This window comes from Bacillus sp. 5mfcol3.1 (assembly GCF_900114335.1).
GTDB classification, from domain to species: Bacteria; Bacillota; Bacilli; order Bacillales; family Bacillaceae_G; genus Bacillus_A; species Bacillus_A thuringiensis_S.
On sequence record NZ_FOST01000001.1, the window covers coordinates 1,430,383 to 1,446,051 of the forward strand.

Genomic DNA, 15,669 nt, shown 5'->3' on the forward strand with positions numbered 1-15,669 from the left:
GAAAATACATCTTTGGCAAAATAAAATGCTTGATGTGAAAAATCATCGCCTTCTATTTTCAAAAAAGATATTCCACTCATCGTAGACGAGCATAAGCAAAAAGCTATGAAAGCCGAATGATAGGGGGATACATATGGAGAAAACGAAGTTACCATGGGATGAATTTTTTTCACTCAATAAAGATATAAATCATACTTACTTTACACCAGAAGATTTTTCAGGTGATGAAGATTTAATCGCAAAAACGACAGAACAATTCGTTAAACAAGAAATTGTTCCACAAATGGAGAATATTGAACAACATAACTATAAAGTTTCTCGTCAATTATTTGAGAAAGCTGGGGAACTTGGATTATTAGGCATTGAGGTACCAGAAGATTATGGCGGGTTCGAGTTAGGAAAGGCTGTCTCAGGTCTTGTAGCAGAGAAAATGGGTTACGCTGGTGCGTTTAGCGTTTCTTTTAATATACACGCTGGTGTTGGTACATTGCCTTACATATATTACGGAACGAAAGAACAGAAAGAAAAATATTTACCGAAAATCGCATCGGGAGAATGGATTGGGGCTTATGCTTTAACTGAGCCAAATGCTGGTTCGGATGCATTAAGTGCAAAAACAAGCGCCGTATTGAATGAAGAGGGAACAGCTTGGAAGTTAAATGGTGAGAAGCAATGGATTACAAATGCTCATATGGCAGATGTATACGTTGTTTTTGCGAAGACAAATAAAGGAATGACAGCATTTATTGTCGAAAGAACATGTGAAGGTGTATCTATTGGATTAGAAGAAAAGAAAATGGGGATTAAAGGTTCTTCAACAGCGACTCTTATTTTAGAAGATGTTGTCATCCCTGCTGAAAATGTTTTAGGGGAAGTTGGGAAAGGGCATCACGTAGCCCTTAATATTCTTAACTTTGCTAGACTTAAACTTGCTTTTGGAAATATTGGAACAGCAAAACAAGCAATTGGTTTGTCGGTTCAATATGGAAAAGAGCGAAAACAGTTCCAAACGGAATTAGTAGACTTTACGATGATTCAAGAGAAAATTGCAAATATGATCATTGCTACATATGGAGCAGAAAGTGCAGCTTATCGTACAGCAGGTGTAATCGATGAAGCAATTCATGAGAGCGATGAAGATCTTATGAAGAAAATGTCCCAATTTGCAATTGAATGTGCACTTAATAAAGTGAACGCTTCTGAAACACTTGCTTATATCGTAGATGAAGCTGTACAAATTCATGGTGGTTACGGTTATATGCAAGAGTATGAGGTAGAACGATTATATCGTGATGCTAGAATTAGTCGTATTTTTGAAGGAACGAATGAAATTAATAGATTAACAGTTGCCAAAATGTTAATGAAGCAAATCGAACAATTAGAAGATACTGCAGTAGAAAGTGATGTAGCAAATGTAGAAAGAAACCATCGTTACATTTTATTAGCGAAAAAATTGTTGAAACAATCTTTGAAAACGCTCTCTAAAACTCCAGCCCTAAAAATTGACCAAGAACAAGAATATTCACGTGTAATTTCAAATATGTTGACGGACGTGTACGTCATGGAATCAGCGTTTTTACGTACGAGAAAAGCGGTAAGTAAAAATGGTGAGGAAAAAGAACGTACGAAGCAACTCATAACGGATGTTATTTGTGAAGAAGGATACCGTAAAGTAGAAGAAGCAGCGATTTCTGTACTTTCGGCGGCTGTCACAGAAGAACAAGATAGACATGTGATTTTAGCTGAAATCCGTCAATTATTAGTACCTTTATACACGAACGTATTTACGAAGAAGAGAGAAATTGCGAAAGCTATTATAAATCGCGGGAAATATATTGTGTAAATAGGAGGAAAGTGATATGAAAAAGATTGGTTTTATCGGTTTAGGTAACATGGGTCTTCCGATGTCAAAAAATCTAGCTAAATCAGGTTACACAGTATATGGCGTGGACTTAAATAAAGAGGCAGAAGCGTCCTTTGAAAAAGAAGGCGGAATTATCGGTCTATCAATCTCAAAACTAGCAGAAACATGTGATGTAGTTTTTACAAGTTTACCTTCACCTCGCGCTGTTGAAGCGGTATATTTTGGAGCAGAAGGATTATTTGAAAATGGTCACTTGAATGTAGTTTTCATTGATACAAGTACGGTATCGCCGCAGTTAAACAAACAATTAGAGGAAGCTGCAAAGGAAAAGAAAGTAAACTTTTTAGCAGCACCTGTGAGCGGCGGTGTAATTGGAGCCGAAAATCGTACATTAACGTTTATGGTTGGTGGATCAAAAGAGGTATATGAGAAAACGGAATCTATCATGGGCGTTCTAGGCGCGAACATTTTCCATGTTAGTGAGCAGATTGATAGTGGTACAACTGTTAAGTTAATTAATAACTTATTAATTGGTTTTTATACAGCTGGTGTAAGTGAAGCTTTAACATTAGCGAAAAAGAACAATATGGATTTAGATAAAATGTTTGATATTTTAAATGTAAGTTACGGCCAAAGCAGAATTTATGAACGTAATTTTAAAAGTTTTATAGCACCTGAAAACTACGAGCCAGGATTTACTGTGAACTTATTGAAGAAAGATTTAGGGTTTGCAGTTGACTTAGCTAAGGAAAGCGAACTCCATTTACCGGTAAGCGAAATGTTATTAAATATATATGACGAAGCGAGTCAAGCTGGATATGGTGAAAACGATATGGCTGCTTTATATAAGAAAGTTAGCGAGCAATTAATTTCTAATCAAAAATAAATTATACAAAGGAGAGAATACAATGATTACAACTGAAATTAAACGAGTGAAAAATCACATTAACGGTGAGTGGGTTGAATCGACAGGTACGGAAGTAGAAGCAGTTCCAAATCCAGCGACTGGAAAAATTATCGCTTACGTTCCACTATCTCCAAAAGAGGATGTTGAAAAAGCTGTTGAAGCGGCAAAAGCAGCATTCGAAACATGGTCTAAAGTACCAGTTCCGAATCGTTCAAGAAATTTATATAAATATTTACAGCTATTACAAGAAAACAAAGATGAGCTTGCAAAAATTATTACGCTAGAAAATGGTAAGACGCTAACAGATGCAACAGGTGAAGTACAGCGTGGTATTGAAGCGGTAGAACTTGCAACATCTACGCCAAATTTAATGATGGGTCAAGCACTTCCGAATATCGCTAGCGGAATTGATGGATCAATTTGGCGCTACCCAATCGGAGTTGTTGCTGGTATTACACCGTTCAACTTCCCAATGATGATTCCATTATGGATGTTCCCACTTGCAATTGCTTGCGGTAATACATTCGTATTAAAAACATCGGAAAGAACGCCACTTTTAGCGGAGCGACTTGTAGAATTATTCTATGAAGCAGGTTTCCCAAAAGGCGTATTAAATTTAGTACAAGGCGGAAAAGATGTTGTAAATAGCATTTTAGAAAATAAAGATATTCAAGCTGTTTCGTTCGTTGGCTCTGAGCCGGTAGCTCGTTACGTATATGAAACAGGTACAAAACACGGAAAACGTGTACAAGCGTTAGCAGGTGCGAAAAACCATGCGATTGTAATGCCAGATTGCAATCTTGAGAAAACAGTACAAGGTGTAATTGGATCTGCATTTGCAAGTAGTGGAGAGCGCTGTATGGCATGCTCAGTAGTAGCAGTAGTGGATGAAATTGCTGATGAATTCATTGATGTATTAGTAGCAGAAACGAAAAAATTAAAAGTAGGCGATGGCTTTAACGAAGATAACTATGTTGGACCATTAATCCGTGAATCTCATAAAGAGCGCGTTTTAGGCTATATTAATAGCGGTGTAGCAGATGGGGCAACTTTATTAGTAGATGGCCGTAAAATTAATGAAGAAGTTGGAGAAGGTTACTTTGTAGGTGCGACAATCTTTGATGGCGTGAATCAAGAAATGAAAATTTGGCAAGATGAAATTTTTGCTCCAGTATTAAGCATTGTACGTGTTAAAGATTTAGAAGAAGGTATTAAACTAACAAATCAATCTAAATTTGCAAACGGTGCGGTTATTTATACGTCAAATGGTAAACATGCACAAACATTCCGTGATAACATCGATGCTGGTATGATCGGTGTAAATGTAAATGTTCCAGCACCAATGGCATTCTTCGCATTTGCAGGAAATAAAGCTTCATTCTTTGGTGATTTAGGTACAAATGGTACAGATGGCGTTCAATTCTATACACGTAAAAAAGTTGTAACTGAGCGCTGGTTTTAATATAGAGTAAACAGCCAAATCAGCTATTAAATGAAAACCACCACCACTATTAATAGTGGTGGTGGTTTTCATCTTGTTAATTATTTTTTTCAAAAGCTAGTTTAATACCAAATCCAATTAGGACGACTCCTGTTAGCCCTTGAATATAACGTTGCGTCTTTGGTTTTTTCATAAAAGCACTAATTTTATCAATTAAAAATATATAAAATGCAAACCAAATGACTGTTAAAACGAGGTAAGTAAGGCCCATTACAAGAAGTTGAATAAATGTATTATGATTTGGATTTAAAAATTGCGGTAAAAAAGTTAAAAAGAAGACTGCAACTTTAGGATTTAATAAATTTGTAAGAAATCCTTGGCGAAAGCAAGAAGTATGTTCGTTTTCATTATTCAAAGATAGATCATTTGTATCTAAGTTTTCTTTGTTTCTTACTGCTAAAAGGGCTTTAATACCGATATATATTAAATAGAGAGCCCCAACGTACTTGAAAATAGAAAATAAAAGAGCTGACTTTACAATAAGTGCAGAAAGACCAATTACAGCAGCTAAAGTATGAATTAATAGTGCAATACATGTACCAAACACTGTTTTCACTCCACCGATTTTACCAGCAACCAATGTGTTTTTCGTAGCCATTGCTGTATCTGGACCAGGTAAAATGATAAGGCAAATAGACATAATGATGAAAAGAAGATAATTTTCTATCATAGCCGCCCCTCCTTTTTATTTTTAGAATATTTGATTAAAATCAGTGTAGCACAAAAATGGATTTAATAAAATTAAATTTTATTAAAAATTATTAAATAAAAAAGGCTATATAGTAGCTGTAATTACACTACTATATAGCCTCGATTTTATCCCGCTATTTGCGAGTAGTAAGATTTCCACCGCACAAGATTTAGCTGGAGCAAAGAAGTTAGGTGGGGGATGAACAAAACACCCACTCATTACAGTTTCATTTTATGCATTAAGTAAATTAAAGAAACGATTCACATCTTCTTCTGAAACGTCACTTAACTGTTTATATTTATAATTCGGATTTTGATCTTTATCAACGACAACGGAGCGTACTCCTTCGAAGAAATCTTCATGTCTCATGAAGTTTTTAGCAAGTATAAGGTCCGTAGCGAAACATTCTTCAACGGATTTATCTTGTCCATCAATAAACTGTTTTAATGTTACTTTTAGTGAAATAGGTGATTTTGATAACAGTGTTTCTTTCGTTTTTAGAGCAAAGGAGCTTTCATCTTTCTCCAATGAATGGATGATTTCTTCAATTGTATCGTAAGCAAAATGTGAATTAATTACTTCTAATGAAGGAGTCAGCTCGCTTTCTAAGTTTGGAGCAGTTGCGAATGTACGAATAACTTCTTTTAAATTAGTATGTACATCATCTTCTTTATGCCAATTTACACTTTCAAGTTCAGTAAGAAACTCTGGTAATGAATCAGATGTCATAAAGTAATCAGCAGCATTAATAAATAATACGTCAGAAGCTTTTAAAATAGATGCTGTTAAAGCAACGAAGCGACCTGTATATCCAGGTGCTTTATTTAAGAAATATGCAGCTCCGACGTCTGGGAAGAAGCCGATATTCATCTCTGGCATTGCCCATTTCGTACGTTCAGTTACAATGCGATACTTCGCACCATTTGTAAGACCGACACCACCGCCCATTACAATTCCATCTAAACAAGCAATAATCGGTTTTGTATATTGATAAATATATGTATCAATTTCATACTCTTCTTCAAAAAAACGTTCTGCATGTTGCAATGCCACTTCATTGGAACGCGCTTCATAAAGAGTTTTAATGTCGCCACCTGCACAAAAACCTTTTGTGCCAGCTCCTTTTAACACGATAAGTGCAATACGCTCATCGTGTTCCCACTCTTTAAGTTTTTGTCCGATAGGTTGTAACATGTCATAAGATAAAGAATTAAGTGCTTTTGGACGGTTTAAAGTAATTGTTGCAACGCCGTTTTCACTAACAGAAAATAAAACGTGTTCAGTCATAATGCATCCTCCCTTACATATCTTCTTATTCTTAATTCTTGATATGTACTGAAATGTCCTTTATAAATTTTGTCAAAAGTTGACGGTAAATATTAATTTGGTCACCGCATATTTTGACGAGTTATCTTTGCAGGATTTCAGAGACTGAGGGGGAATATTACAACATTACTGTAAGTGTAATTATTTGAAGTTATAATGATAAAAGCGCTATTATATAGGTGTGAATTGTTCATTATCAATTCTAAAAAGAGTGTTTGAAGAAAAAATGAATCGTACAATTGTAATAAAAAATTTTACACTGAATTAGAAATAGAGAAAGGAGAAATCGGAATGCCAGGACCTTTACTATTGTCGGTTATTATTTTGTCTTCTTTAATGATAGGGATAACGCAGTATTTTCATCATACAGATACGACAGAAGAAGTGAAGGATAAAGTACGTCTCGTATTTCCGATTTTTATAATATCTATTTCATTCTGTATTTTATTAAATAAAGATGGGTACATTGTCGCAGTGTTCTCATTTTTCGTCGCAATCGTTTTAATTACCGTTTTATATTATGTAATGAAAGACTTTATACAAAAATAAAGATGTCACAATAGGCATTTTTATTTTGGAGAAAATATAAAATTTCACATACCGTATTTTATATAAAATACATAAAACATATAACAATAGAAAAGTGTGTACTTTGCTGTGTATGTACTTGTCAATCTTGCATAGCCACTATACTATTAAAATGTAGAGATTATAAAAAGGGGTTGTATCTATCATGAAATTTGAGATGCACACAAAAATTATTTCAAATGAAAAAGAAGTAAGATTACATATTGAAGAAAATATATTTCAATTAATATTGGATGGTTATCACTTATTTACAATTCAAGAAATATTGCCTTTATATAAATCAAATGAAGAAAGAATTGGAAGTGCAACGATATTGAAGCTAGAGTGGGAGAACGGAAAAACTACAATAAACTATCAACTCGTTTCACTAAAATCAGTAAATTAAAAGGAGTAGAAAAATATGAAGTTATTTCATACAGCGGATTGGCATTTAGGTAAGCTTGTTCATGGCGTGTATATGACTGAAGACCAAAAGATTGTATTAGATCAGTTTGTACAGGCTGTTGAAGAAGAAAAACCAGATGCTGTAATTATTGCAGGGGATTTATATGACCGAGCAATTCCACCTACAGAAGCAGTAGACTTATTAAATGATGTGCTGCAAAAAATAGTTATTGATTTACAAACAACAGTTATTGCAGTAGCTGGTAATCATGATAGTCCGGATCGTATCCATTTTGGGAGTAGTTTAATGAAAAAACAGGGATTACATATTGCAGGCCAATTTCAATTCCCGTATGAACCTGTTGTACTAAATGATGAATATGGAGAGGTTCACTTCCATCTAATACCGTATGCAGACCCAAGCATAGTTAGACACGTGTTGAAAAATGAAGACGTACGTTCTCATGATGATGCGATGCGCATTTTTATGAATGAGCTCTCTGAAACAATGGATAAAGAAGCTAGACATGTATTTGTTGGACATGCATTTGTAACTTCTTCAGGAGAAGCGGAGGAGAATACAAGTGATGCAGAACGACCACTTTCAATTGGTGGTGCTGAATATGTAAATAGTCATTATTTTGATAAGTTTCATTACACTGCGCTTGGACATTTACATCAAGCGCATTTCGTACGTAATGAGACCATTAGATATTCAGGTTCACCACTTGCCTATTCAATTTCTGAAGAGAAACATAAAAAAGGTTATTACATTGTAGAACTGAATGAAACTGGTGAAGTAGCAATTGAAAAAAGGTTACTTTCACCACGTCGTAAAATGCGAACAGTAGAAGCGAAAATAGATGAATTATTACAGCACCCAGTAAGTGAAGATTACGTATTTGTAAAATTATTAGATGAAAACCCTGTCTTACAGCCAATGGAGAAAATACGATCTGTATATCCAAATGCAATGCACGTTGAAAGAGCGATGCAAAGGCGAGAACTCACAGATACAAATGAAGTAACGGTTTCAAGACATAAAACGGATGATTTATCTCTTTTAAAGGCTTTCTATAAAGAAATGAAAGGGTTAGATTTATCAGAAGAGAAAGAACGCCTATTTATAGATGTATTACAAACAGTGCAAGAACGGGAAGGTGAACGAGGATGAGACCGATTCAGCTTATTATGACAGCATTCGGGCCATATAAACAGAAAGAAGTAATCGATTTTGAAGATCTTGGAGAACATCGTATTTTCGCTATTTCTGGGAATACGGGAGCTGGAAAAACAACGATTTTTGATGCGATTTGTTATGTGTTATATGGTGAGGCTAGTGGAGAAGAACGTAGTGATACGAGCATGCTTCGAAGTCAATTTGCTGATGATGATGTTTATACAAGTGTAGAATTAACCTTTCAATTAAAAGGGAAACGCTATGAAATAAAAAGACAACTTGGACATAAAAAACAAGGGAATAAGACCATTACAGGACATGCAGTAGAATTATATGAAGTTATTGATGGAGAAAACGTTCCAGCCGTCGATCGTTTTCATGTAACAGACGTAAACAAAAAAGTGGAAGATTTAATTGGTTTAAGTAAACATCAATTTAGTCAAATTGTTATGTTACCACAAGGTGAATTCCGAAAACTATTAACATCTGAGACGGAAAACAAAGAAGAGATTTTACGTCGTATTTTTAAAACGGATCGTTATAAATTAATGCGTGAGTTACTTGATCAAAAGAGAAAACAATGGAAAGATGTTTTACAAGAAAAACAAAAAGAGAGAGAGCTCTATTTCCGTAATGTTTTTAAATTACCAATCCGTGATGGAGCATTATTAGAGACATTAGCGGCACAAGAACATGTAAATACGCATCAAGTAGTAGAAGCGTTAGAACAAGAAACAACAGTGTATAAGGCAGAGGTTGAGCAATTACAAGTAGAACAAGATGTTCAAACGAAGCAATTAAAGGATGCAGAAACACGTTTTCATGCAGCAAAATCTGTAAATGAGAAATTTATAGATTTACAACAAAAGAATGAGAAATATAACACTTTACAAGAGAACCGTGCAGCAATTGAAAGGAAAGAAAAATCCTTTAAACGTGCGGAACAAGCAAAGCGCTTATTACCATTTGAACAATGGTATGAAGAAGCGATGCAAAATGAGCAGAAAGCTGAAAGTTTGTTAAAACAGATAATCGTCAAACAAGAACAGATAATGAACAGCTTTGAACTTGCTCAGGAGAAGTATGAAGTAGTAAAGAATAAAGAAGCTGAACGAGAAGAGGCTAAAAAACTTGTTCAAAGATTAGAAGAGTTACAAGCAATCATTGAATCATTAGCTGAGAGAAAGCTGAATTTACAAAATGCCGAAATTCAAATAGGGAAATTAAAAGAAAGTATGCAAAAGTTGGATCAACAACTAGAAGAGCATACAAGCCAAAAACAGAGAATGTCTGATGAATTGCATCAATTAGAACAAGCACTTGAGCAATATGTAGCTAAAGTAGAAGAACTAACGAATATGCGAGAAGATGCAAAAGTTTTAAAGCAAGCATATGATGTTTGGCAAGAAAAACAAAAATTCGAGCAAGAAAAAGAAGTGGCAAATAATAAAATGGACGTGGCAGTTCGTGCATATGAAAACATGGAGCGCCGCTGGTTAAGTGAACAGGCTGGTATATTAGCTCTTCATTTACATGACGGTGCATCTTGTCCGGTATGTGGTAGTACGAATCATCCGCAAAAAGCTACAGAGCAAAGTAATGCGATCGATGAAAAAGAGTTAAACGATTTAAGAGATAAGAAGAACATTGCTGAAAAATTACATGTGCAAGTAGAGGAGAAATGGAATTTTTATCGACTACAATATGAACAAGTGATAGAAGAAGTTGTGAAGCGTGGCTATAACTCCGAAAAATTAGTTGAAACATATAGTGCACTTGTTCAAAAAGGAAAACAATTAGCAGCAGACGTTAATACGTTAAAAGCAAGTGAAGAAACACGTAAGCAGATTGCTGCGAACATGAAAAGCGTAGAAGAAAAAATAGAAGAACTTCAGAAACAAAAACGGGAAGTAGAAACAATGCAGCACCGTACAGAAATAGAGTGCATGCAACTTCGTACGTCATATGAACATGATAAACGAAATATTCCAGAAAACTTGCAAACAGTACAAGCTTGGAAATCACAGTTTGACCAAGCTATGCACGAACTTAGGTTAATGGAGGACGAATGGAAGAAAGTGCAGGAAGCGTATCAACATTGGCAAAATGAAAATATACGTATTCAAGCAGAACAGAAAGGTGCTTCTAATCAATTTGAAAGTGCAAAATTGAAGAAAGAAGAGACTTTCGCACGCTTTATGAAAGAGCTAGAACAAAGCGGATTTACAGATCAATTCACGTATAAAGAAGCCAAATTAAGCGACGCCGAGATGGAGATGTTACAGAAAGAAATTCAAGGTTATTATTCATCTCTTGAAGTGCTTGCAAAACAAATTGAAGAGCTAAACTCAGAATTAAAAGATAAAGAGTACATGGATATTACATCTTTAGGTGAACACATAAAAGAACTAGAAATTAATCTCGATATAATTAAAGAAAAACGTCAACGTGCGCAAAATGCGGTAACATATATTTCTGATTTACATGAAAACATTAGACGTATTGACGAACAAATTCACGAGGAAGAAAAAGCCTTCCAAGAACTTGTTGATTTATATGAAGTAATGAAAGGTGATAACGAAAGTCGTATATCATTTGAACGTTACATTTTAATTGAGTATTTAGAACAAATCGTTCAAATCGCAAACGAACGACTACGTAAATTATCAAATGGACAATTTTATTTAAAACGAAGTGAACGAGTTGAAAAAAGAAACCGTCAAAGTGGATTAGGCTTAGATGTGTACGATGCATACACTGGCCAAACGCGCGATGTAAAAACATTATCCGGCGGAGAGAAATTTAACGCATCACTTTGCTTAGCGCTAGGAATGGCAGATGTCATTCAAGCATATGAAGGTGGTATTTCCATCGAAACGATGTTCATCGATGAAGGGTTCGGTTCATTAGATGAAGAATCATTAACGAAAGCAGTTGATGCCTTAATTGACCTACAAAAATCAGGCCGATTTATCGGTGTCATTTCACACGTACAAGAGCTGAAAAACGCAATGCCAGCTGTATTAGAAGTAACGAAGCAAAAGGATGGGTGTAGTCAGACTAGGTTTGTGGTGAAGTAAGCTTAGAAAATGGAGTAGGGAATCTATCGATACTTTTAGTGTCATATGTATGAATCATAAAACGTCGTCTCTTCATATTGGAGGCGACGTTTTATTTTATAAAATATCTATGAATTATCTGTAGAAGGCGGCGTATTCTCCAAACGATTATAAGTTTTAAAGGCTGAAATTGCTGAGATAACCCCGCCTACTAAAAATAAAGCGGATCCTCCAACTAAGATGATACGACTGACATATGTTTCCCGTGCTTCTTCGACTTCTTCTTGTAACGCTGTAGGCATATGAATTCCCCTTTATAAAAGTTGTTTTATAAATAGTATATACAAACGCCTAAAATGTGTTAAAATAACTGATGATTTTATGCAGTGGGTAATTAGATGAGTAGGATGCGAGTGGCTAAATAAATCTTCATCACAAATTTATGCGAACTTCACATAGAGCACATATTAACATTGTATTATGTATATGTACCAAATAAATAAAGTGAATGTAAGTTCTGTTTTCAAAAATTTAAAATCCTTTTATTTCTATATGAAAGTTTTAATCGAGGGTTTTGAAAATTTTGGAAATAGATCTTATAAAAATGGAATTCATATAAAAGGGGAATGTCTTATGACAACATATACAAGTGAAATGAAAAAAACTTTAGTTTCAGAAGAAGATGTAGATATTTTAAAAATTATGGCGCATCCAATCCGACTGCAAATTGTAAATGAATTAAGTACGAGAAAAACTTGTAATGTAACACAATTAACAGAGTTACTGAATATTCCGCAATCTACTGTTTCACAACATTTATCAAAAATGAAGGGTAAAGTGTTACGAGCAGAGAGAAGAGGTTTAGAAATTTATTATCATATTAACAATTTAAAAGCGAGTAAGATTGTTAATGTTTTAGGGTATATAAACTAGTGAAATATTTTTATATAAAATAGCCCCTGCTGTTGAGCAGGGGCTATTTTGTGTTGTTTTATGTATTTGCATTTAAAACTTTATAGTTTTTATGATTTACAATTGTTCGATCAAATTCAAAAGTACCACCGCTTACATTTGTAATTTCAACTAAGACCGATTCAGTATAAAGTTTTAGTACAGATCCTGTAATCTTTAAATTGTTTCGTTGAAAAAGTATAGTATCCCCTACGTTTGCTTTCATAGTACCTCCTCATTAAAGACAGAAATATTTTTTTATTATATATATTAAACCACGGATAGATATATTAGTGAATATTTAGTTTTATTTATTGGGAAAAAATTTGTGATTTTATAAAAAATAAGGTGAATCGAAGTATAAAAAATTTTTCTAGTGTATTTAATCAGTAGTTTTTTGTATTTCATCCTTCGTTTTTTGTAACTGATTCCATGTTTTTGACGCTCTGTATTGTAAGTGCTTACATAAACAGAAACATCTTATACAATGAAGGTGTCAAATCAAAAGAGGTGACCAAAATGAACATAAAAAAAGTAAATTTAGCGAATAGCATTGAAATAGAAAGAGGAGGCGGAAAGATATGAAAAAATCAACTGTTAATCCATGGTTTGTTGTCCTTGGCACAGTTATAGTACAAATGGGGCTTGGAACGATATATACATGGAGTTTATTCAATCAGCCTTTAGTTAGTAAATACGGTTGGAGTCTTAACGCTGTTGCGATAACTTTCTCAATTACTAGTCTTTCTTTAGCATTTTCAACTTTATTTGCGAGTAAATTGCAAGAAAAATGGGGACTTCGTAAACTTATTATGATAGCTGGATTAGCATTAGGACTAGGGTTAATACTTAGTTCACAAGCGTCTTCATTAATATTGCTTTATGCACTAGCAGGAGTTGTTGTAGGTTATGCAGATGGTACAGCATATATCACTTCACTATCAAATTTAATAAAGTGGTTTCCAGAGCGTAAAGGTCTAATTGCTGGTATTTCTGTCTCTGCATATGGTTCAGGTAGCTTAATCTTTAAATACGTTAACGCACAGTTGATTGAATCAGTTGGTGTATCGCAAGCATTTATATACTGGGGTTTAATTGTTACAGCTATGATTGTAATTGGTGCTTGTTTAATCCATCAAGCTGCAGATCAAGGAGCAGTTCATGAAACAAAAACTAAGGAATACACAACGAAAGAAATGTTAGGCACAAAACAAGTATACTTATTATTTATCATGTTATTTACATCATGTATGAGTGGCTTATACTTAATTGGTATGGTAAAAGACATTGGTGTTCAACTTGTAGGACTTAGCGCAGCAACAGCAGCTAATGCGGTGGCTATGGTTGCAATCTTCAATACATTAGGTCGTATCATTTTAGGACCGTTATCGGATAAAATTGGGCGTTTAAAAATCGTTACTGGTACTTTTGTTGTTATGGCGAGTTCAGTATTAGTTCTAAGTTTTGTAGATTTAAATTACGGTATATACTTCGTATGTGTAGCAAGTGTAGCGTTTTGCTTTGGTGGAAATATCACTATTTTCCCAGCTATTGTTGGTGATTTCTTCGGTATGAAAAACCATAGTAAGAACTACGGAATTGTGTATCAAGGATTTGGATTCGGGGCGCTTGCAGGTTCCTTTATCGGTGCACTTCTAGGTGGATTCAAACCAACGTTCATGGTGATCGGTGTATTATGTGTCGTGTCATTCATTATCGCAATTTTAATTCAAGCACCTAAACAGAAAAAAGAACACGAAGAAGAGTATCGCAGCGTAGCGTAAGTATACAAATCTTCTATAACGCTATGATTACGAAAAAGCATCCTATTCTATTAATTAGGATGCTTTTTTTATGAGTTATTTTAACAAGGTTAAATTACTTTTGGGAGTTTTATAGATGTAAAAGTGAGTGGGATATATTGGAATATAATGAATTGATACATCGCATTTGAAATATATATTAAATCTTAAATGATAAAGAAGACATTCGTTAGTATTTGTAAGATATATTTTCAGAAAAATATTGAGAAAATATATACTTGAGTTTTTCATAAAGCATTGTAAATGAACGTATCTCTAGTTTGTCTTCTTCAATTTTAAAAAGAGGATTTAGAATTTTATTTATAATATAAGTACATTTAATACGTTTACATATGATTTTATTAAGAAGCATTAAAATACTTTGTCTGAAAAATAAAAAAAGATTGACAAGTTTATTGAGAAACATTATCATTTCGGTGTAAGATAGTAAATGAAAAACATTATCAATAAGATGGATTTTAAAGTAATGCGCACTTGACCAATTAGTTTAGTAAGTGTATTATTTTTTACAACACCACTGATAATGAAAATCAATATCAGTGGTGTTGCTTAATGAAATTAATGTTTATGTGAAAGGATAGAGAAAATGAACTTAGGGGAATTTGATGGGAAAACAGTTTTAGTAACAGGTGCAGCACAAGGCATAGGCAGTGTTGTTGCCAAAATGTTTTTAGAAAGAGGAGCCACAGTTATTGCGGTTGATCAAAATGAAGAGGGGTTAAATGTACTCTTAAATCAAAATGAATTAAATAATACACGTATGAAAACGTTTCGTTTAGATGTGAGTGATAGCGCTGCTGTTGAAGACATGGTAAATCATATTGCAAATGAAATAGCGCCAATAGATATTTTAATAAATGTTGCAGGGGTTTTACGTATGGGACCAATTCATTCGTTAAGTGATGAAGATTGGAATAAAACATTCTCTGTAAATACTACAGGGGTTTTCAATATGTCCCGAGCGGTAAGTAAAAATATGATGTTAAGAAAATCAGGGGCAATTGTTACAGTCGGTTCAAATGCGGCAAATACGCCGAGAATGGAGATGGCTGCGTATGCTGCGTCAAAAGCTGCAACGACGATGTTTATGAAATGTTTAGGACTAGAGCTTGCGGCATACAATATACGCTGCAACTTAGTTTCTCCAGGTTCTACTGAAACTGAGATGCAAAGATTACTATGGGCTGATGAGAATGGAGCTAAAAATATAATTACTGGTTCTCAAAATACATATAGACTCGGAATTCCATTACAAAAAATTGCACAACCTTCAGAAGTTGCTGAAGCAGTGTTATTTTTAGCCTCAGATAGAGCAAGTCATATTACAATGCACAATTTATGTGTCGATGGCGGTGCTACGTTAGGAGTTTAATAAAAATTCAGGAGGTTATTATA

At 34.3% G+C, this 15,669-nt stretch carries 14 protein-coding genes; 10 read left to right on the forward strand and 4 right to left on the reverse strand.

Going from position 1 to position 15,669, the window contains the following annotated elements; all coding sequences use genetic code 11:
• Positions 1 to 133 precede the first annotated feature (133 nt).
• From BM089_RS07490 to BM089_RS07500, 3 genes are read left to right on the forward strand one after another with little or no spacing between them, the layout of a single operon-like run.
• Positions 134 to 1,843 (forward strand): acyl-CoA dehydrogenase family protein, encoded by a 1,710-nt coding sequence (locus tag BM089_RS07490; protein ID WP_090976485.1) that lies wholly within the window; start codon positions 134 to 136, stop codon positions 1,841 to 1,843.
• A 16-nt stretch (positions 1,844 to 1,859) separates the two neighbouring features.
• On the forward strand, positions 1,860 to 2,750 hold the full coding sequence (locus tag BM089_RS07495; protein WP_000719399.1) for an NAD(P)-dependent oxidoreductase: 891 nt from the start codon (positions 1,860 to 1,862) through the stop codon (positions 2,748 to 2,750).
• Positions 2,751 to 2,772: 22 nt separating this feature from the next.
• Entirely contained in the window at positions 2,773 to 4,233 is a 1,461-nt protein-coding gene (locus BM089_RS07500; protein ID WP_000633344.1) for a CoA-acylating methylmalonate-semialdehyde dehydrogenase, read from the forward strand.
• A gap of 76 nt (positions 4,234 to 4,309) precedes the next feature.
• Here the strand turns inward: BM089_RS07500 and BM089_RS07505 are convergent, their stop codons facing one another.
• A complete protein-coding gene (locus BM089_RS07505) occupies positions 4,310 to 4,942 on the reverse strand; it encodes a LysE family translocator (RefSeq protein WP_000572348.1) in 633 nt (210 codons plus the stop codon).
• A 252-nt stretch (positions 4,943 to 5,194) separates the two neighbouring features.
• A complete protein-coding gene (locus BM089_RS07510) occupies positions 5,195 to 6,250 on the reverse strand; it encodes an enoyl-CoA hydratase/isomerase family protein (protein WP_074047299.1) in 1,056 nt (351 codons plus the stop codon).
• 330 nt (positions 6,251 to 6,580) lie between these two features.
• Between BM089_RS07510 and BM089_RS07515 the strand changes: the two genes are divergently transcribed.
• The 4 genes from BM089_RS07515 (at position 6,581) to BM089_RS07530 (ending at position 11,521) form a co-directional block, all read left to right on the forward strand.
• Positions 6,581 to 6,838 carry a hypothetical protein gene (locus tag BM089_RS07515; protein WP_001119409.1) on the forward strand — a complete coding sequence of 86 codons (258 nt, stop codon included), beginning with the start codon at positions 6,581 to 6,583 and terminating at the stop codon, positions 6,836 to 6,838.
• Between the two features lie 184 nt (positions 6,839 to 7,022).
• A complete protein-coding gene (locus BM089_RS07520; RefSeq protein WP_000667344.1) occupies positions 7,023 to 7,262 on the forward strand; it encodes a DUF2584 family protein in 240 nt (79 codons plus the stop codon).
• A 15-nt stretch (positions 7,263 to 7,277) separates the two neighbouring features.
• Positions 7,278 to 8,435 carry an exonuclease SbcCD subunit D gene (locus BM089_RS07525; protein ID WP_090976488.1) on the forward strand — a complete coding sequence of 386 codons (1,158 nt, stop codon included), beginning with the start codon at positions 7,278 to 7,280 and terminating at the stop codon, positions 8,433 to 8,435.
• Positions 8,432 to 11,521, forward strand: coding sequence for an AAA family ATPase (locus BM089_RS07530; protein WP_090976490.1), 3,090 nt, complete (start codon positions 8,432 to 8,434; stop codon positions 11,519 to 11,521). The genes BM089_RS07525 and BM089_RS07530 overlap by 4 nt, the downstream gene beginning before the upstream one ends.
• 107 nt (positions 11,522 to 11,628) lie before the next feature.
• Here the strand turns inward: BM089_RS07530 and BM089_RS31000 are convergent, their stop codons facing one another.
• Positions 11,629 to 11,802: a hypothetical protein gene (locus BM089_RS31000; RefSeq protein WP_001141667.1), complete on the reverse strand. Its 174-nt coding sequence runs from the start codon at positions 11,800 to 11,802 to the stop codon at positions 11,629 to 11,631.
• A gap of 331 nt (positions 11,803 to 12,133) precedes the next feature.
• Here BM089_RS31000 and BM089_RS07540 point away from each other — a divergent pair, with 331 nt between their 5' ends.
• Positions 12,134 to 12,433: an ArsR/SmtB family transcription factor gene (locus BM089_RS07540; protein ID WP_000214794.1), complete on the forward strand. Its 300-nt coding sequence runs from the start codon at positions 12,134 to 12,136 to the stop codon at positions 12,431 to 12,433.
• Between the two features lie 58 nt (positions 12,434 to 12,491).
• Here the strand turns inward: BM089_RS07540 and BM089_RS07545 are convergent, their stop codons facing one another.
• Positions 12,492 to 12,677, reverse strand: coding sequence for a YkvS family protein (locus tag BM089_RS07545; protein WP_000646792.1), 186 nt, complete (start codon positions 12,675 to 12,677; stop codon positions 12,492 to 12,494).
• 355 nt (positions 12,678 to 13,032) lie between these two features.
• Here BM089_RS07545 and BM089_RS07555 point away from each other — a divergent pair, with 355 nt between their 5' ends.
• Together BM089_RS07555 and dhbA are read left to right on the forward strand one after the other, a co-directional pair.
• Complete coding sequence (locus BM089_RS07555) at positions 13,033 to 14,235, forward strand: L-lactate MFS transporter (protein WP_090976494.1); 1,203 nt, start codon at positions 13,033 to 13,035, stop codon at positions 14,233 to 14,235.
• Positions 14,236 to 14,860: 625 nt separating this feature from the next.
• Positions 14,861 to 15,646 carry a 2,3-dihydro-2,3-dihydroxybenzoate dehydrogenase gene (dhbA, locus tag BM089_RS07565; RefSeq protein WP_001048431.1) on the forward strand — a complete coding sequence of 262 codons (786 nt, stop codon included), beginning with the start codon at positions 14,861 to 14,863 and terminating at the stop codon, positions 15,644 to 15,646.
• Positions 15,647 to 15,669 lie beyond the last annotated feature (23 nt).